Source organism: Cupriavidus necator (genome assembly GCF_016127575.1).
GTDB classification, from domain to species: domain Bacteria; phylum Pseudomonadota; class Gammaproteobacteria; order Burkholderiales; family Burkholderiaceae; genus Cupriavidus; species Cupriavidus necator_D.
Genome location: NZ_CP066019.1, coordinates 2297290 through 2316613, shown reverse-complemented (window position 1 = coordinate 2316613; position 19324 = coordinate 2297290). Strand labels below are relative to the sequence as shown.

Here is a 19324-nt window from a genome sequence, read left to right as displayed (position 1 = left end):
CAGGCTGGTGGCAACTCTAGCCGACTGCCGCGCCGGCGTGAAATTCAATCGCCGACTACGGGCATAAGTTTTATTGATCGGCCGCAGGCGGCGAAATGAGCGGCTTGAGCGACCCGCCCGCCGCAATGCGCTCGGCCACCAGCTCACGCAGCATCTCCGCCACGGCCTCGGCCGCGCTGGTGCGCGGCAGCGCGCGTGGCCAGCACAGCGACAGCGTGCGGCGCAGTTCCGGCACGATCAGGTGCCGCGGCACTTCGCTGTCCGCGTCGGACAGCGACGACGCGGGCAGGATGGTGCAGGCCAGGCCCTCGCGCGCGGTCGCCAGCAGGAAGGGCAGCGAATCCAGGTCGGCCACCACGTTCAGCGACACGCCGGCCTGCGCGAAGGCAAGTTCGACCACTTCACGCAGGCCCTGCGAGCCGCTTGGCAGCACGAGTGGCAGCTCGCCCAGTGCCTTGATCGCGACCGTAGCGCCTTCCGCACCGGCCAGCGCCCGAGGCTTCGCTTGCGCCTTTGCGCGCCCGCGCGTCACGGGAAGCGTCCCGACTAGGTATAGCGATTCGCTTGCCAGCCGCTCCAGTTCCACCGCGCGCGACGGCACATCGCGGAACAGGATGGCGAAGTCCAGCCGGTTGTGGTCCAGCAGCTCCGAGATATAACCGCTCATGCTCTCGAACAGCTGCAGCCGGATTTGCGGATAGCGGGCGCGCACCGCGCGGATCAGCGGCATGCCGAATGCCGCTGCCGCCGTGGTGGGCAGGCCGATGGCAACCATGCCGGTAACATCCGTGCCGGCCACCCGGGCCTCGGCGCCGGCGATCTCCACCTGCCGCAGGATATTGCGGGCGTGGCGATAGAGTGTGCGGCCGGCTTCGGTGGGTTTGACGCCCTTGGCGCCGCGATGGACCAGCGGCACGCCCAGCTCTTTTTCCAGCGCCGCCAGCTGCTGGCTGAGTGCGGGCTGCGCCACGCAGACCACTTCGGCTGCCCGCGTCAGGCTGCCCTGGTCGACGATGGCGATGAAATAGCGCATGGCGCGCAGGTCCATGGCAGGCTCCGGGAGAATTCCAAAGTATTCATTTTACTTATGATCCCCTCGGCAATCGGTATTTCCCAGGTGCGGCCCGCTCCGGTAGATTGCCGTCAGGACATTGCGCAAAACCGGATACCACCATGCCCCATCCCCTCGAAGGCATCACCGTCGTTTCCCTGGAGCAGGCGATCGCGGCCCCGTTCTGCACCCGCCAGCTGGCGGACCTGGGCGCGCGCATCATCAAGATCGAGCGGCCTGGCAGCGGCGACTTTGCCCGCGCCTACGACACGCGCGTGCGCGGCTTGTCTTCGCACTTCGTCTGGACCAACCGCTCCAAGGAGAGCCTCACGCTCGACGTCAAGCACGCCGCGGCCGCCCCCGTGCTGGCCGGACTGCTCGAACGCGCGGACGTGCTGGTGCAGAACCTCGCGCCCGGCGCGGCCGCGCGCCTGGGCCTGGACTTCGACAGCCTGAGCGAAAAGTACCCGCGCCTGATCGTGTGCGATATCTCGGGCTATGGCAGCGACGGCCCGTACCGCGACAAGAAGGCCTACGACCTGCTGGTCCAGAGCGAGTCCGGCTTTGTCTCCGTGACCGGCACGCCGGACGACGGCGTCAAGGCAGGTGCCTCAGTAGCCGATATTGCGGCCGGCATGTACGCCTATACCAATATCCTGGCCGCGCTGCTGGAACGCGGCAAGACCGGGCGCGGCAAGCGCATCGATATCTCGATGCTGGAATCGATGGTGGAGTGGATGGGCTTCCCGCTCTACTACGCCTTCGATGGCGCCGAGCCGCCGCCGCGCGCGGGCGCGGCACATGCCACCATCTATCCCTATGGCCCGTTTCCGACCGGCGATGGCAAGACCGTGATGCTTGGACTGCAGAACGAGCGCGAGTGGGTCGTGTTCTGCGAGGCGGTGCTGGGCGAACCCGATCTCGCCACGCATCCCGACTTTGCCAGCAACAGCCTGCGCAACCAGAACCGCGCCGCGCTGCGCGCGCGCATCGTCGACAGCTTCTCGGGCCTGACCGCCACCGAAGTGGCCGACCGGCTGGAGGCCGCCAGGATTGCCAATGCGCGGGTCAATACCATCGCTGACGTTTGGGACCACCCCCAGCTGGCGGCGCGCCAGCGCTGGCGCCAGGTCGACACGCCGGTGGGTCCGGTGCCGGCGTTGCTGCCGCCGGGCATGACCGAGGCACGCATGGACCCGATTCCGTCGCTCGGCGCGAGCACCGATGCCATCCTGGCCGAACTGGGCCAGACCGCGGCGCAGATTGCCGCGTTGCGCTCGGCCGGCGCAGTCTGAAAGGAGCAGCCATGCCGATCGCCAATCCTCGCAGCTACCTGTTTGTCCCGGCCTCGCGCCCGGAGCGCATCGCCAAGGCGATCGGCTCCGGCGCCGATGCCGTCATTGTCGATTTCGAGGATGCGGTCGCGCCCGCCGACAAGGGGCAGGCCCGCGACGGGCTTGGCGCCCCGTGGGCGGCGCTGGGCCAGCAGGCAGCGGCAGCCGGCGTCGCCATGCTGGTGCGCATCAACGGCGCCGATACCGCGTACTACGAAGACGATCTCGCCTGGTGCCGCGCACAGGGTGTCTCGGAAATCGTGCTGCCGAAGGCCGATTCGGCCGGCGTCGATGCGCTTGCTGCGGCATTGCCCGGTGTGCGCTGTTTCCCGCTGGTCGAGAACGCCGCCGGCTTCGCCGGCTTACGCGAGCTGGCCCGTGCCGGCGGCGTGGTCCGGCTGCTGTTCGGCAGCATCGACCTGATGTTCGATCTCGACGTGCAGGACGACGGTGAGGCGTTGCACTACTTTCGCAGCCGGCTGGTGCTTCATTCCCGCGCGGCGGGTTTGCCCGCGCCCGTGGATGGCGTTTGCACCGCAATCGGCAATGACGCCGCACTTGCCGCGGAAACGCGCCGCGCCCGGGCCTTCGGCTTTGGCGCCAAGCTGCTGATCCACCCGGGCCAGGTCTGCGGCGTGCACGACGGCCTGGCGCCGTCGGCCGATGAACGGCACTGGGCCGGGCGCGTCATGGCCGCGGCTGCCGCTGCCGATGGCGCCGCGGTGGCGGTGGACGGCAAGATGGTGGACCGCCCGGTGCTGGAGCGCGCGCGCCGGATCTTGTCCGGTGGGTAGTCTGCCACAGTCAGTCCAGCCGCTTGCCCGCCGTCTCCGGCGCCATCGCCAGCCCGACCAGCGAAATCAGGCCGCAGCCGATCACATATAGCGCAGGGGCGCTGGCATTGCCGGTCAGTTCGATCAGCCAGGTGGCGATCAGCTGCGCGAAGCCGCCGAACACCAGCACGCCGATGCAATAGACCACCGACAGCCCGCTCGCGCGAATGCGGCGCGGGAACAGCTCGGTGATCAGCACCACGGACGGCACTACGTTCAGCACCAGCGGCAGGGCCAGCATCGCGACCACGGCCAGCAGCGTGCCGAGCGACGGCCGCGCGTTGAGCAGCAGGAAGGCGGGGTAGACCAGCACCAGCATCGCCACGCGCGACCACAGGATGGCGGGCTTGCGGCCGATGCGGTCGGACAGCCTGCCGGCATACGCAGACAGGGCCACCTGCACCAGTGCGGCGACGCAGCCGGCGGCCATGCTGAGCCCGAGCGGGATCTTCAGTACCGTCACCGCGTAGCTGGTCATGTAGTGCAGCACGATATAGGTGGCGGAGGTGCCGCCGATCGTCACCAGCACGCCGGCCACCACCACGCGGCCGTGCCCACGGAAGATTTCAGTCAGGCCTGCGCGTTCATGGCCCGGCGCGCCGGCGGCCGGCGCTTCGGCGGTTTCTTCCAGGTGGCGGCGGATATAGAGACCGAGCGGGATCACCAGGACGAGACCAGCCGGCTCGGCATCATCACGCGCCATAACGCGGTGCGCAGCCCCGCGGCGCAGTGCTTCACCGACTGCCTGCTGCAGGAAATCCGGCGCCGCGCGCGCTCGGCGGCGCAGAAGGACAGCGAGTTGTTCGACGAGCTGGAAGTCTTGTACTGAGCGCCCAGGGCTCGCGACTGCCCGGAAAAGAAAATCGGCCCCATGTGGGGCCGATGTGTCTGGGTGCGACCGGATCAGGCAGCTTCTTTCAGTTCCGCCAGCGCGCGCCGGCCCGCGACCAGTTGCTGCGCCACTTCGGCCACGCGGGCACCCAGGTGCTCGGCGGTGCGCAGGTCGGCCAGCGGCGGCACCACGTCGGCGCTTTCATCGGCGTTGGACTGTGCGGCGGCGCCCAGGAAGAAGCCGTGGCGGTTCAGCGAGTCCTCGGTCGACTTGGAGTTGTTGTGGCCCGGGGGCAGGCCCAGGTTGACCCAGTGCATGCCGTGCTGCGCCGCAAAGATCGCGATCTGCTGCAGCGTGGCCAGCTTGTCGCCGGAGCGCGAAGCCGCGTTGGTGAAGCCGGCTGCGACCTTGTTGGCCCACTTGCCGCCCTTGGCAAAGACATTGCGCGAGGTGGCGTCCATAAAGCCCTTGAACTGTGCCGAGGCGCTGCCCATGTAGGTCGGCGCGCCGAATATGATGGCGTCAACCTGTTCCAGCGTGTCCCAGTGCTGGTCGATGTCCTCGACCGGGATCAGCAGGCTTTCAGTGCCTGCGACATTGCCGGCGCCGCGCGCAACGGCCTGGGCCTGCTTGGCGGTGTGGCCGTAGCCGCTGTGGTAGACGATGGCGACGCGGGTTTGTGCGGTGGTCATGATGGTGGATCCCCTTGGTAGTAGCGAAAATCTGAATACCCTTATGCTGCATCGCGTGATGGACTGGTGCGGTTGCGGCGGGTGGTGAAAGCAGTGTAGGGAGCCGTGGGGCGGACTGCGTGAGCGTCCATGCAATCAGTTGTTGAATTTTTCTGAACAACCGGAATCCGGTGCCGGCTCCATCTCCTCCGCGGGTTTTCCCCGCGGCCAAGCGCGTGGCAATAGTGCTGTGGACACGATAAAGTTGCGACACATTCACCTGTGCCCGGCGCCTCCATCCTCCGCGCCAGAACCCGCAACCGCTTCCGATCCCATGAAACCAGGCGGCAGGCAGATTTTGGCGGTCCGGCAGCAGCGCCGTTCCGGTATCCCCCGCATCCCGTTCGCGAACCGCTCCGCGCTGGCGTTCGCCGCGCTGGTCCTGGCCAGCGCCGGCGCGCGTGCCGCCGACCCGCCCGGCACGGCAGTGGCCGCCGCCACCGCCGAAACGCTGCCCGACGTGGTGGTCAGCGCCACCCGCAGCGAGCAGCGCCGCTTTGACGCGCCGGCGGCGGTGGACAGCGTGCCGGTCGATCCGCTGCGCAGCGCCACGCCGCTGGTGAACCTGTCCGAGGTGCTGGCCGGCGTGCCGGGCGTGGCGGTGCGCGACCGGCAGAACTACTCGCAGGACCTGCAACTGGCGGTGCGTGGCTTTGGCACGCGCTCCACCTTCGGCGTGCGCGGCGTGCGCCTGTATGTCGACGGCATCCCGGCCACCATGCCGGACGGGCAGGGCCAGGCTTCCACTGCCGACCTTGCCAACGCCAGCCGGGTCGAGGTGCTGCGCGGCCCGTTTGCGCAGATGTATGGCAATGCGTCGGGCGGCGTGGTGCAGGTGTTCACGCCCGATCCGCCCAAGGACGGCTTCAGCGGGCGCGCGTCGACGGGCTTCGGCTCCGATGGCCAGTGGCAGGCGGGCATCGCGCTGGCCGGCGGCAACGACCGGCTCGGCGGCTCGCTCGACGCCTGGACCTACCAGACCGACGGCTACCGCGACCACAGCGCGGCGCGCCGCTACCAGCTCAATGCCAAGGTAGTGGCGCAGCCGGCGAGCGGCACGCGCGTGACCGGCCAGTTCAACTATTTCAACCAGCCGCTGGCGCAGGACCCGCTGGGGCTAACGCGCGCGCAGGCCGATGCCAATCCGCGCCAGGCGGTGTCCGCGGCGACCCAGTTCGATACCGGCAAGAACGTCGAGCAGACCCAGGCCGGCGTGGTGGTGGACCACCAGCTGACCGGGACCGACAGCGTGTCGGCACGCCTGTACGGCGGCACGCGCAACCTGTACCAGCGGCTGGGCTTCAGCGGAGCCGCGCCGAATTCGGCCGGCGGCATCGTCGACCTGGACCGCACCTACGGCGGCGCCGCGCTGTCATGGAGCCGGCGCACCGCCACCGCCGCCGGCCTGCCGCTGCTGTGGAGCGCCGGGCTCGAAGCCAACGGCATGCGCGATGGCCGCAACGGCTACGTCAACCAGAACGGCACGCAGGGCGCGCTGCGCCGCGACGAGACCAATACCGCGACCGACCTCGGCGCGTTTGCGCAGTTCGACTGGACCTTCCACCCGGCCTGGCAACTGGTGGGCGGCGTGCGCGCCAGCCGGGTGCGGCTTGGCATTGACGACCACTTCATCAATGCGGCCAGCCCCGATGACAGTGGCAGCGCGACCTACAGCAACGTCAGCCCCGTGCTTGGCGTGGTGTGGCACGCGCTCGATTCCCTCAACGTCTACGCCAACCTCGGCCGCGGCTTCGAGACCCCGACGCTGACCGAAGTCGCCTACGGACCCGGCGGCGTAGGCAGCAACCTGGGGCTGCAGGCCTCCACCAGCCGCCAGGGCGAGATCGGCATCAAGTGGCAGGCGGCGGGGCAGCGGCTGGAGGCGGCGCTGTTCGATGCCGACAGCCACGACGAGGTGGTGCCCCAATCGAACAATGCCGGGCGCACCGTCTACCAGAATGTCAGCGGCGTGCACCGGCGCGGCTTCGAACTGGGCTGGCGCGGCGGCTTTCTCGGTGAGGTGGGCACGCCGGGCAAGGGCGGCGGCAGCCGTATCGAGGCAGGACTGGCCTATACCTGGCTCGATGCTTACTTTGGCGACAGCTTCGTCAACGCGCAGGGCCAGACCGTGGCGGCCGGCAAGCGCCTGCCCGGCACCGCGCGCCACAGCCTGGGCGCGGACTTGTCATGGCGGCCGGCTGCGCCGCTGACGCTGGGGGCAGAGATGCGCGTGGACAGCCGCGTCTACGCCGATGATCTCAACACGCAGGCCGCGCCAGGCTATGCGGTGTTCAACCTGCGCGCCGGCTATGAGTTCCGCATCGGCCCGACCCGGCTCTACGTCTTCGGCCGCATCGACAACCTCACCGACCGGCGCTATATCGGCTCGGTGATCGTCAACGAGGCCAACGGGCGGTATTTCGAACCCGCGCCGGGGCGGCGCTTCTTCCTGGGGCTGCGCGCTGCCCTTTGAGGCGCGCCGGATAGCGGTCAGCCTGCGGATCAGGACTCTATGCCGTCAGGCTGGCAAAGCTGTCCTGTATCCCTCAGAGCGGGCTAATGCCACTGGTTCCGGCATACCGTTGGTGTGCTCCCCCCTACGCTCTCACCACCATCGACAACTCGCTCGCCAGCGACGCCAAGTACGACGCAGGCGCGCTGGTGGCACACACTGACCGCGTAACCTCCATTGCAAGAAATCGTCATGGCATCGCGGGAGACTCACGCGCGCCGGCCTGTCCGCTCATACCAGCCAACGAAAATCCCGCCTGAAAACTCAGATTTTTTTTAATTCTGATTTAAATAGATCGCATTCATTTATAGGAAACGTCCGATATCCGGCTGGACTCCACTTCCATATAAAAGGCGTATTGATGCGCATCAAGTGCGGGCGCAGCGATCGCCCCGCAAAATAGCTAGCCATTGGCTGCCTGTGGCAGTCACCAATCCATTCTCACGGAGCGTGTTTGCATGGGCAGCCGATCGCTTTCCTCTCGTACCGTCACTGTCAAGGGCAATGGCCTGCCCGAATTGATGGGGCAGCCCGCGTTGGTGCTTTCCAAGCTGTCTGGCACCGAGCGCTTGTGCGAACTGTTCGAATACGAGTTGGAGCTGAAGACGCCGGACGACCGCCAAGCGCTGTTCGGCCCGGCGGCGGACCTCGATACGAAGGCGCTGCGCGGCCAGGAGCTGACCGTCACGATTCAGCTCGACGGCATGGGCACCGGAATGGCGGGCGGTGTCGGCGCGGGCACGCGAGAAATCACGGGCATGGTCACCGATGTGCGAGGCCCCATTGCAGTCGGTCACCAGATTGTCTATCGCCTCACCCTGCGCCCCTGGCTGTGGCTGGCGACACTGACCAAGGACTTCCGCATTTTCCAGCAGCAAAGCGCCGTCGAAATCCTCGACACGCTGCTCTCGGACTATACCTTCCCGGTCGAGCGGCGCCTGGACGTGGCGCGCTACCCCAAACGCGAATACCAGGTCCAGTATGGCGAGAGCGATTTCGACTTCTTCCAGCGCCTCACTCAAGAATGGGGGATTTCCTGGCACATCGAACACAGCGAGGGCAAGCACCGGCTGGTGCTGACCGACGGCAACGGCGCCTTTGCCCCGTTTGCCAGCTCCGCCTACCATTCGATCCGCTGGGCACGCTCGTCCGACCGCATCGACGAGGAACACCTCCATGAGTTCGAGCTGCACGACCGGCTGGTGTCGGGCCAGTGGACCAGTTCCGACTACGATTTCGTCAAGACGCGGGCCGACTTGACGGTACGCGCTGCTGATCCACTCGACACCGCGCACGCCGGCCAGGAAATCTACGAGTTCCCTGGCGACCACAGCCAGCCGGCCACCGGCAACGACCCGTGGAAGGAAGGCGACCAGGTGGCCCGGCAGCGCATGGAAGCGCTGCGCCAGCATGGCAGCCGCGCCAGCGGGCGCGGGAATGTGCGCGCCATGGTGCCCGGCTGCACCTTCACGCTGGCGAACTTCATCCAGCCCAAGGCCAACCGCGAATACATCATTCTCGGCACGCACCTGCTGATCGAGGACGTACCGGAAGCGTCGGGCGGCAGCCAGCCGTGGCGCTGCGAGGTGGCATTCACCGCCCAGCCGTCCAACGAACTGTTCCGCCCCGAGCGCACCCAGCCCAAGCCGCGCGCCCACGGGCCGCAGACCGCCACCGTGGTCGGTCCAGAGGGCCAGGAAACGTGGACCGATGAGTACGGGCGCATCCGTATTCAGCTGCACTGGGACCGGCAAGGCAAGCGCGACGCCAATAGCTCATGCTGGGTGCGGGTGGCCTCGTCCTGGCAGGGCGAGCGTTTCGGCGCCGTGCACGTGCCGCGCATCGGTCAGGAGGTGATGGTCGAGCACCTGAACGGCGATCCGGATTGCCCTATCGTGACCGGCAGCGTGCCCAACAAGCTGAACATGCCGCAGTGGCCGCTACCGGAGTTCCACGCGCTGTCGGGCTTCGTCAGCAAGGAGGTGCACGGGAATCGCACCAATACCTTTGTGCAGGACGCCAGCGAAGGACAGATCCAGACCCAGCTGCAGAGTGACCACCAGACCTCGTGGCTGGGGCTGGGCTTCCTCACTCGCATCATCCGCGGCAGTGGCCGCAAGGACAAGCGTGGCGAAGGCTTCGAGCTGCGCTCCGACGCGCAGGGCGTGGTGCGTGCCAATGGCATGCTGCTTACCACCGAGCCCCGCGCCAACGCCAGTGCCCACCACAAGGACATGGGCGAGACGGTGCAGCGCCTCACGGTGGCGCGTGACCAGCAGGAGACGCTGGCGGAACTGGCGCAGGAACACGACGCGCAAGAGTGCACCGACCAAGCCGAGGTCGCGAAGATCATCAAGGCGCAGAACGACGACATCCGGGGCAATGGTACCGCCAACGCCGAGACCGGCGACTTCCCAGAACTGGCCGCGCCCCACCTGGTACTGGCTAGCCCGGCCGGCATCGAGGCCAGTACCGCGCGCTCGACCCACTTCGCCGCTGGAGAGCACCTGGCCTTCACCAGCGCCGGGCACACGAGCCTCGCCATCGGGCAGCGCCTGCTGGCGAGCGTAAGCCGGGGCGTGCGCATCTTCATCCAGAGCATGGGCTGGCGGCTGGTCGCCGCCGGGGGCGACATCGACCTGCGCGCGCTGCAGGACAGCATCAACCTGCTGGCGAAGCTGAACGTCACGGCCACGGCCAACCGCATCACGCTGTCGGCCAAGGAGGAACTGGTGGTGGCGGGCGGTGGCAGCGCCACCATCTACAACGCGGGCGGCATCACCCACAAGACGAGCGGCCCATACACCATCCACGCGGCCAGCTATACCTTCACCAGTGCGCAGAAGTATGTCGCGCAGTTCCCCGAGCCGCCCAAGCCCGGCAAGGGCAATCTCGAACTGTTCAATCACTACGCCAACCGCTTGGGTATCGATGGTGGCGACTTCACGGTCGAGGACGCCTTGGGCAAGGTCACCACTGGCAAGCTCGACACCAAGGGCTTCGCGGCGGTTAGCGGCATCGCACCGGGCCCGGCCAGGGTCAGCTTTGGTAAGGACCCGACCGATACCTGGGCCGAGGGCAGCTATGTCGCCAAGCCAACCTGGCCGCCGGCCGGCGCATCGGCCGACGGCGCAGGCGCGCTGACGCAGGCTTCAGGCATTGCTGTCGGCACCGCCGCCGGCGCCATGGCAAGCCAGGTGCTGGCAGCCGCTGGACAGGCCACCCAGGCACTGCAACTGGCGCAACAAGTGGCCGGCGCGGTCAAGGCCGGTCCTGCCGGCTTGGTTGGCCTGGGCCTGTCCGGTGCGCAGAGCCTGCTGGGCGAGGCCATGCCAACCGCAGGCACGCCGACGCTTGCCAAGGCCAGCCCGCATCCCACGCAGACCACGATGCGCGTGCCCGGCTTTGTCTGAGCACATCGAGCCAAGAATACGAACAATCCTTGACTTGACCTATGGCTGAACCTACACCCGCAGCAAAGCCGCGCGAGCCGCAAACCGCCGTCGCGCCCCTGAACACCATCGCGCTCGAGGACATCGGCAAGGGCGCCGCCAGGTTCGACGCCTGGCTGCAAAGCGCCAGCGGCGGCCTCGTGACGCTGGAGCGCATCAAGACCGTGGCGGGCAGCCTGCCGGTGGTGGGCAACATTATCGCGCTGGTCGACGCCTTGGGCGATGTCGTCACGCTGGTACGCACCAAGTCGCAGAACTTCCTGGACTGGGTGAGCCTGGGCATCAACCTGATCGGCGTGTTGCCCGCGCCGCCGACCATGGCCGCCGCGAGGATGAGCCTGCGCCCGACGCTGGCGCTGGTGCGCCAGGAGCTACGCCAGGCGGCCAAGGCCGCGCTGGGGGATGGGATCATCGAGGTGCTGGTCGGGCACCTGAACGCCACCATCATCGGTGAGATCGATGACTTCGTGGCCAAGGCGCAGGCCAAGCTCGCCACCATTCTCAATGATGCCGGGGTGCTGGGCGAGAAGATGGTGCTGGAGGTCGCCGGCGGCCTGGAGAAGGTGGCGCTGGGCAAGCTCAACGCTGCCGGCAATGCGCAAACAGCGGTCAGCCAGGCACGAGAAGGTGCCAGCCAACTCCTGCATGATCCCAAGAAGGCCATTGGCAACTTCTTGAACGCTACCTGGAACGCCTACAAGGCCGCTGGCAAGGCCGTTGTCAACACGGCGGTCAAGGTTGGCATGCCGGCCGAAATCCGGCAGACGGTGGTGGCCCATGTCGGCCAGTTGCGGACCATGGGGCCCGTGCTGCGCGCGCAGATGACCAGGCTCGCCGACCCGAGGCTACAGCACAGCATTGGCTGGCTGCTGTCGATGCTGGTCCAGGCGGTGGCTGCCTGGCGCAAGAGGAAAGGCAACCATCAGGCCGCCAACGTCCACCCGAAGCAAACCAGCCAGGCCCGCAAGACCGGCCACGAAGGCGAACTGGAGGTGAGCAGCCACCAGGCGCCGGCCAAGGCCAGCCCCCGCTGCAAGAACTGTCCCGCGCCGGCGGGCAGCACCAACAGCATCAGTTTTGCAATGGGCGACGAAACGCTGTCGCACACCGATTTTGTCTTGCCGGGGCTGTTCCCCATCGACTGGGCGCGCACCTACCGCTCCAGCCTGGGCGCCTATGACGGCGGTGAACAGGGCGCGCGCTGGATCACGCCGTACACCACGCGCTTTGATGTGATACGCAAGGAGGGCCAGGAAGCGCTGCGCTACCATGCCGCCGACGGGCGCAGCCACGACTACCCGCTGCCGGCGGTGGGCAAGTTCCACCACGACCCCATCGATAACGTGACGCTGGTGCGGGTGTCGGAGAACGGCCTGACGCTGGCGCGCGGCTTCGAGAGCCAGGAAACCTACCGGCGCCATGGTCAGCGCTTCCGCCTGACCGGCATTACGCTTAGAAGCGGTGCAGGTGTCGCGCTGCACTACGACCACCGCATTGACGGCGACACCGTGCTGTCGGACGTGATCGCTTATCAGGGCGAGACCGTCTTCGCCCACGTTGGTGTGCGCCCGGATGCCAAGGGCCGCATTGCCGAGTTGTGGCAGATCGCAGACAGCAAGCTGGTGCGCCAGCTTTCCCGCTACACCTACGACGATGCGGGCGACCTCACCATGGCGCAGGACGAGAACGCCGCGCATTGGGAGTACACCTATCAGCACCATCTCGTCACGCGCTATACCGACCGCACCGGGCGCGGCATGAACCTGCAGTGGCAAGGTGACGGCCCGGACGCCAGGGCCGTGCGCGAATGGGCCGACGATGGTAGTTTCGATACCCGCCTGGAGTGGGACGAGAACATCCGGCTGACCTACGTTACCGATGCCCATGGCAACGAGACCTGGCATTACTACGACATTCTCGGCTACACCTATCGCATCCAGCACCCGGATGGCTTGTCGGAGTGGTTCTTCCGCGACCACGCCAAGAACGTGGTCAAGCATGTGCACACCGATGGCGCGGTCGATCGCTATGCCTACGACGAGCGCGGCAATCTGGTCGAACACATCCGCCCCGACGACAGCGTGGTGCACTACGCCTGGGATGATAAGGACCAGCTCATCAAGATCCGCGACGCCGAGGGCGGGCTGTGGCTGCGCGATTACGATATCAAGGGCAACCTGACCGAGGAAATCGATCCGCTCGGGCACAAGACAGCATACGCCTACAACAAGTCGGGCTTGCCGGTGGAGATCACCGATGCCAAGGGCGGCAAGAAGCAGCTCGCCTTCACCGCCACCGGACAGCTGGCCAGCTACACCGACTGCTCGGGCAAGACCAGCGCCTGGAAGTACGGCGAGCGCGGGGAACTGGTCAGGTTCACCGATGCGGCGGGCAATGCCACCCAGTACCACTACGAGGCCGGGCAGCTCGCCAGCGTTACCCATCCCGACCAGCGGGTGGAGCGCTTCGAGCGCGACGCCGAGGGGCGGCTGCTGGTGCACACCGATGCGCTGCACCGCCGCACCGCCTGGCGCTATAACGAGGTCGGTCTGATTGCCGAGCGCACCGACGCCGCCGGCCAGACGCTCGGCTACCGGTGGGACCGGCTGGGACGGCTGGCCACGCTCACCAACGAGAACAGCGCCAGCACCGAATTCCAGTACGACCCGGTGGGGCGCCTGCTGCGCGAGAGCGGTTTCGACGGCAAGACGACCGAGTACAACTACGACCCGGCAAGCGGCTTGCTGGATTGGACGGTGGACTCGGGCCAACTGATGACGGATTTCGTCTTTGACGCCATGGGTCGCCTCACGCGCCGCCGTGCGGGGCTGATTGACGCCGACAACCGGGTGCCGCATGTACTGACGGAAACCTTCGCCTATAACGGCAACGGGCGCCTGATCCTGGCCGAAAACGCCGACAGCCGCCTGCAATGGTTCCACGATGCAGCGGGCAATGTGGTACGCGAGCACCAGCACTACCGCTGCCTGAAGGAGCCGCTGGTGGCCGTGTGGCGGCACGAATACGACGCGCTGAACCAGCGCATCGCCACCGTTCGCCCGGACGGGCACCGCGTGGGCGTGCTTACCTACGGCTCGGGCCATGTGCACGGCGTGATGCTGGACGACCGGGAGTTGGTGCAGTTCGAGCGCGACAACCTGCACCGGGACATTGCCCGCACGCAGGGCAACCGGCTGGCGCAGTCGCAGGTGTACGACCCCGCGGGACGCCTCCTGGAGCAGACGCTTTCACACGTCGAGGGCGCCCATGCGGGCCAGCGCATGCTGCGCCGCGAGTACCAATACGATGCGGCGGGGCAACTGTCCAGCATCCGCGACCTGCGGCGCGGCACGCTGCAATACCGCTACGATCCGGTGGGGCGCCTGCTGGAGGCCAACAGCGCGCTCGGGGTGGAAACCTTTGACTTCGACCCGGCGGGCAATCTGCTGCACGACCCCGACACGCGCGTATTCAAAGCCGACCCGGCCCGTGGCCGGCCCGAGTTCCACAGCCGCCTGCAAGGCCGCCCGAAGCTGGTGGACAACCTGCTCAAGCAGTACGCCGGTACCCACTACGAGTGGGACGAGCGCGGCAACCTGAGTTTGCGCGTGGTCAACGGTGTCCATGAGCGCTTCGCCTGGGATGCCTTCAACCGGCTGGTGGGCTGGCACAATCCGAAGGTGGAGGTGCGTTACCGGTACGACGCACTTGGGCGGCGGCTGTCCAAGTCGTCATCGGCCAACTACTTCGAGAATCAGAATGACGGCGAAATCTACCGGCGCAACGAGCGGGCACGGCTGAACCAGGAATACGGCTGCGCCTTCACGCTGTATGGCTGGGACGGTGACCAACTTGCGTGGGAGAGCCGCCAGGAACCCGAGGCCGGTGTCGGCGACCACTTCCGGATAATACCGGGTGCGGAGCGCACCACGCACTACCTGTACGAGCCGGGCAGTTTGGTGCCGCTGGCGCAGGCGGTGCGGCGCGAGGCCATCGACCTGCTGCCTGAACCCGCCTGGGAGGGCGACTACGACCTGGACGACGATCCGCTGTGGACCCGCGAGATTGCGCCGCAGCCGTTCGAGGCGCTGGCCTGGTATCAATGCGACCACCTGGGCACGCCGCAGGAACTGACCGACGAGGCGGGCGAGCTGGCGTGGAGCGCGCAGTACAAGGCATGGGGCGCCGCGCAGGAGGCAATCTCGAACGCCGCGAGGAAGGCCGGCATCCAGAATCCGCTGCGCTTCCAGGGGCAGTATTACGATCACGAGAATGGGCTGCACTACAACCGGCACCGGTATTATGATCCGGGAACCGGGCGCTTCGTCTCCAAAGACCCTATCGGGCTGGCTGGCGGGCTGAACCTGAATCAGTACGCGCCGAACCCGATAAGCTGGGTTGATCCGCTCGGGCTGGCATGCAGTCAGACGCGGCGCGCTAGTCTGAGAGAAGTTCGGCGACAGCTTGGCATTCCAATGTCTCAGCAACCAACAAGTCAGAAAATGGTTCCATTAACTGACTCAAGCGGTGCTTGGATCCTCGGCAACGACAAGCACCCGATCATGACCAGAGAGTTGACCTATCAGTTGAATGGGAAGAATGTGATTATTCAAGACCACTCGGCAGGGCACTACTACAATGAAGGAGGTGTTGGCGACCAGCCGTCGCACCATAATGTACGCCCCGAAGACAATACTCGGACGGGCAAAGTCGATGGTATGGACGATCATTACCATTTCAATTGCCGGAATAAGAAATGAAGACAACTGCGAGGTTAATGAATCCCAAAGCCATGATTTCCATATATGGTGAGTTTCCGTCACTTAGTGGATCTGAACTTTCTGACGTCCATGTCAAGCGCGATGAGCCGCGGCTATCGGTCAAGCTTATAACTGAAGAGAAGCCAAAATCTTGCCCTGACCGATGGCCCAAGAACTATGACGTGGTTCATATTAAGCTATCATTTGTCGGCTTGAGCTGCTTGTCCTTCAGCCACTGGGGGCATGAGAACATCATCGACAAGTTCGAATGGGAGGATATGGAAGAATCAGTATCTGTGCGGTTTGTATGCAAAAATCAAACTACGTTGGCATTCTCATGTGATTGGATTCGCATCGAGAGCATTACTTACGGGCATGTTGGCAGTCCGTGAAAGACATACGAAGGGGCCGCAAGCTGACGCCGCGCCCTCGAATCAGTAACGTGTCGAACCCGGTAGGCCCTGTGGAATTGAGTCACGGCAATCAGCCTGCCCCCGACCAACGGGCTATCAGAACCACAATGTTATCCATGATCGATGGACGGCATATCCGATACATTAGTGGGGCGACAAAATGATTTGCCACAAGGTATGGATAGGATGAAATTGTTGAAGCAAGGATTAACAGGTCGCTGAAATACCTCCAGCGGACGTCAGCGTGACAACTGGCTGAAGCGTTGATTTGAGGACCCCATCCAACCCCACATTCATGCGCGGCGGAGACACCTTCACCGAAAGTTTGTTCACCATGCGGCGTCTGGATGATTTCGTGCCGAAGTCGCACCCGCTGCGCTCGATCCGAACCATGGCCAACCAGGCGCTGGTGAAGATGGACCGGTTGTTCGCGCAGATGTACGAGGCCGACATCAAGGGTGGCCGGCCTAGCATCGCGCCGGAGAAGTTGCTGCGCGCCATGCTGCTGCAGGTGCTCTACAGCATCCGCTCCGAACGTCAATTGATGGAGCAGACGCAGTACAACCTGCTGTTTCGCTGGTTCATCGGGCTATAGATGGACGCCCCAGTTTGCGTGCCAACGGTCTTCACCAAGAACCGCGAACGGCTGACTAAGCATGATGCTGTGATCGAGTTCTTCAACGAGGTGCTGGCTATCGCGCAGAAGAAGAACTGGCTGTCGGGGGAGCACTTCAGCGTCGACGGCACGCTGATTCAGGCGTGGGCAGGCCACAAGAGCTTTGTGCGCAAGGACGGCGGTGACAAGGACGATAACGACGGCGGTAACTTCAAGGGTCGCAAGCGCAGCAACGACACGCACGAGTCCAAGACCGATCCCGATGCCAGGCTGTACCGCAAGGGCAAGACTGCGAGTGAACTGCGCTACATGGGCTATACCCTGAGCGACAACCGCCACGGCCTGGTGGTGAGCGCCATGGTGACCAATGCGGACGGACACGCCGAGCGCGAGGCCCGCGAAGGTCATGCATCAACGATGCCAGGCAGGTGACTGAAGATCTGAATGTGGAAGTCACCGTGGGCGCGGATAAAGGCTACGACGCGCAGGAGTTCATTCAAGCCTGCCTGGAGATGAAGGTGACGCCGCATGTGGCGCAAAACACCTCGGGTCGGCGCTCGGCGGTTCCTGATGCCATTGCCCGCAGCGAGGGATATGCCATCTCGCAGCAAAAGCGCAAGCTGATCGAGCAAGGCTTCGGCTGGGTCAAGACGGTCGGGCGCATGCGCCAGGTGATGGTGCGCGGACTGAAGCGAGGCGACTAGATGTTCGTGCTGAGCATGGCCGCCTACACCTCGTGCGCATGCGTTCGCTGGGAAAAATCCGTCCGCAGTTGCAGTAAGCGGGCCAAGAATGCCGGAAACGGGCGCCCAACAGCCGAAAAAAACGATTCAGGGGCGCATAGCTTCCGGATTGTGAAATCAAGCAGTGCTTACCTGCACAGGCGGAAAGCATTCCGTTTGTGCGGCAGTACTTCAGCAGCCTGCTAGTCTGCTATTACCTTGAGCGTAGCGCCGACAGCGGGTCACTGCTGGCGTTGGCCTATTGCGGGCTTCTTCCTGAACCTGTTTAACCTGGTTCCGCTTTCACCCTTCGATGGCGGGGGGCGGGCTGTGGCAATGACAGCACCAGCCCGTTACTGTTACGGTCACTGCGGCGGCGCGCAAGCCACCGAGGTAAAATCGCCCCGGCCGCACAATCCGGCGAGGCGCCGGGTGCCCTGCGATCTGTAGCCAGACTCCAGCAATTCCCAGTCAACCGCGCCAGCTAGAGGCATTGGTTTGCGAGGGGAAGCAAACCGCCAGCAGGCCAGTTTTCTCAGCGATCAGAGGGCACTAGCTCCTGACCAGCAACACCGGGCAGTGCGCATGGGCAAGCACTCGCCTGGCGACCGAGCCGATGATGGCATCCAGGAAGCCGCCGCGGCCGTGCGAGCCCATCACGATCAGGCTGGCGCCGATGCTGCCCGCGTACTCGACGATGCGGGCCGGTGCGAAGCCGACGAAGCCGTGGCACTCGCAAGCGATACCGGCCTCGTCCAGGATGCTCGCCACGGACTGCATCGCCTTGTCGTTCTGTTCGCGATGCCAGGCATCCAGGGTGGACCGGTCGATGAAGGTCTTGATGTCGCCAGCCACATCCGGTTCGCAGTGCACCACGTGCACCACGAAATCGCGGCTGAACAGGGGATTCTGTACCAGGTAGCGGGCGGCCGCGTCGCTATAGGCCGACCCGTCGGTCGCAAGCAGGATCTTGTTCATGGAATCGCTCCTTATGTGCGCCGGTTCCCTGCCCTGCGCTCGCGCGGGGCGCAGTGGCCGCCCAGTTCGTCCCCGGCGTGCGCAAGCGTGCGCCTGGCCCTGGCCCGGCTGACCAGGACGGACACGAACAACGTCATGGCGACGGCGCCGAGAGACCAGTGCACCGGCACATGGAACCACGGCTCGGCCAGCATCTTGGCGCCGATAAAGGCCAGCACGATGGCCAGGCCGTACTTCAGATAATGGAAATGCTGCGCCAGGTTGGCCAGCAGGAAATACAGCGCCCGCAGCCCCATGATGGCGAAGATGTTCGAGGTGAAGACGATGAACGGGTCGGTGGTGACGGCGAAGATGGCCGGAATGCTGTCGACGGCAAACACCAGGTCGGTCGCCTCGACCAGCAGCACCACCAGGAACATCGGTGTCGCATGGCGCAGGCCGTCGACGCGCACGAAGAAGTGCTCGCCGTGATAGTCCGCGGTGATCCGCATATGCGCACACAGGAAGCGAACGATGGGATTGCGCGAGAGATCGGGGGCACGCCTGGAGACGAACAGCATCTTGATGCCGGTGAACAGCAGGAACACGCCGAACACGTAGAGGATCCACGAGAATTCGCTGATCAGCCACACGCCGAGCAGGATCATGACGGCGCGCATCACGATCGCGCCGACCACGCCGAACAGCAGCACCCTGCGCTGCAACTCCGGCGGCACCGCGAAATAGCCGAAGATCATCGCGAACACGAACATATTGTCGACCGACAGCGACAGCTCGATCAGGTAGCCGGTATAGAACTCCAGCACCTTGCGGTCTGCGGTCTCGCGTCCGGCGCTTCCGGCCAGCAGCCACCACAGGGCGATGCCGAAGAGCACCGCCAGCGTCGACCAGGCCAGGGTCCAGCCCAGCGCCTCGCGCGTTGAAACGCGGTGCGCGTGCCGGCCGCCAAGGACGAACACGTCCACCACCAGCGTCCCCAGCACCAGGACCAGGAAGCCGGCCCACATCGGGGCGGTGGCAAAGGTATCCATGCCGCTAGGGTCCTGCTCCGTCGGCAGATGTCATGGCAAGTTCCTCGCGGCGCGGGGCA

At 65.5% G+C, this 19324-nt stretch carries 12 protein-coding genes and 2 pseudogenes; 9 read left to right on the top strand and 5 right to left on the bottom strand.

All coding sequences use genetic code 11. The annotated features are described in order from the left end of the window. Positions 1–70: 70 nt before the first annotated feature. Positions 71–1048 carry a LysR substrate-binding domain-containing protein gene (locus tag I6H87_RS29420; RefSeq protein ID WP_011617654.1) on the bottom strand — a complete coding sequence of 326 codons (978 nt, stop codon included), beginning with the start codon at positions 1046–1048 and terminating at the stop codon, positions 71–73. Between the two features lie 125 nt (positions 1049–1173). On the opposite strand from I6H87_RS29420, the gene I6H87_RS29415 reads away from it, so the two are divergent. Together I6H87_RS29415 and I6H87_RS29410 are read left to right on the top strand one after the other, a co-directional pair. After that, positions 1174–2346: a CaiB/BaiF CoA transferase family protein gene (locus I6H87_RS29415; RefSeq protein WP_011617653.1), complete on the top strand. Its 1173-nt coding sequence runs from the start codon at positions 1174–1176 to the stop codon at positions 2344–2346. An 11-nt stretch (positions 2347–2357) separates the two neighbouring features. Further along, positions 2358–3179 carry an HpcH/HpaI aldolase/citrate lyase family protein gene (locus I6H87_RS29410; protein ID WP_011617652.1) on the top strand — a complete coding sequence of 274 codons (822 nt, stop codon included), beginning with the start codon at positions 2358–2360 and terminating at the stop codon, positions 3177–3179. A gap of 10 nt (positions 3180–3189) precedes the next feature. Here I6H87_RS29410 and I6H87_RS29405 read toward each other — a convergent pair whose 3' ends face one another. Further along, the gene (locus I6H87_RS29405) at positions 3190–3882 is read right to left on the bottom strand and encodes an MFS transporter (RefSeq protein WP_081225831.1); all 693 of its coding nucleotides are present in this window, start codon (positions 3880–3882) and stop codon (positions 3190–3192) included. On the opposite strand from I6H87_RS29405, the gene I6H87_RS29400 reads away from it, so the two are divergent. Next, complete coding sequence (locus I6H87_RS29400) at positions 3850–4047, top strand: hypothetical protein (RefSeq protein ID WP_081050138.1); 198 nt, start codon at positions 3850–3852, stop codon at positions 4045–4047. The genes I6H87_RS29405 and I6H87_RS29400 overlap by 33 nt on opposite strands. A gap of 74 nt (positions 4048–4121) precedes the next feature. Here I6H87_RS29400 and I6H87_RS29395 read toward each other — a convergent pair whose 3' ends face one another. Beyond that, the gene (locus I6H87_RS29395) at positions 4122–4742 is read right to left on the bottom strand and encodes a flavodoxin family protein (RefSeq protein ID WP_010811027.1); all 621 of its coding nucleotides are present in this window, start codon (positions 4740–4742) and stop codon (positions 4122–4124) included. A 313-nt stretch (positions 4743–5055) separates the two neighbouring features. On the opposite strand from I6H87_RS29395, the gene I6H87_RS29390 reads away from it, so the two are divergent. The 6 genes and pseudogenes from I6H87_RS29390 to I6H87_RS34925 form a co-directional block, all read left to right on the top strand. Then, positions 5056–7254: a TonB-dependent receptor family protein gene (locus tag I6H87_RS29390; RefSeq protein WP_011617650.1), complete on the top strand. Its 2199-nt coding sequence runs from the start codon at positions 5056–5058 to the stop codon at positions 7252–7254. Between the two features lie 497 nt (positions 7255–7751). Beyond that, positions 7752–10706, top strand: a complete 2955-nt coding sequence (locus I6H87_RS29385) for a type VI secretion system Vgr family protein (RefSeq protein WP_011617649.1) — start codon at positions 7752–7754, stop codon at positions 10704–10706. A gap of 41 nt (positions 10707–10747) precedes the next feature. Further along, complete coding sequence (locus I6H87_RS29380) at positions 10748–15505, top strand: RHS repeat-associated core domain-containing protein (RefSeq protein WP_011617648.1); 4758 nt, start codon at positions 10748–10750, stop codon at positions 15503–15505. Further along, on the top strand, positions 15502–15897 hold the full coding sequence (locus tag I6H87_RS29375; RefSeq protein WP_136227881.1) for an immunity 50 family protein: 396 nt from the start codon (positions 15502–15504) through the stop codon (positions 15895–15897). The genes I6H87_RS29380 and I6H87_RS29375 overlap by 4 nt, the downstream gene beginning before the upstream one ends. A 316-nt stretch (positions 15898–16213) precedes the next feature. Beyond that, positions 16214–17315 (top strand): annotated as a pseudogene (locus I6H87_RS29370) (IS5 family transposase). 144 nt (positions 17316–17459) lie between these two features. Next, positions 17460–17604: pseudogene (locus I6H87_RS34925) on the top strand (site-2 protease family protein); the annotation flags it as partial. A 204-nt stretch (positions 17605–17808) separates the two neighbouring features. Here the strand turns inward: I6H87_RS34925 and I6H87_RS29365 are convergent. Beyond that, positions 17809–18234, bottom strand: a complete 426-nt coding sequence (locus tag I6H87_RS29365; RefSeq protein ID WP_011617645.1) for a universal stress protein — start codon at positions 18232–18234, stop codon at positions 17809–17811. Between the two features lie 11 nt (positions 18235–18245). Further along, positions 18246–19265 (bottom strand): TerC family protein, encoded by a 1020-nt coding sequence (locus tag I6H87_RS29360; RefSeq protein ID WP_011617644.1) that lies wholly within the window; start codon positions 19263–19265, stop codon positions 18246–18248. Positions 19266–19324 lie beyond the last annotated feature (59 nt).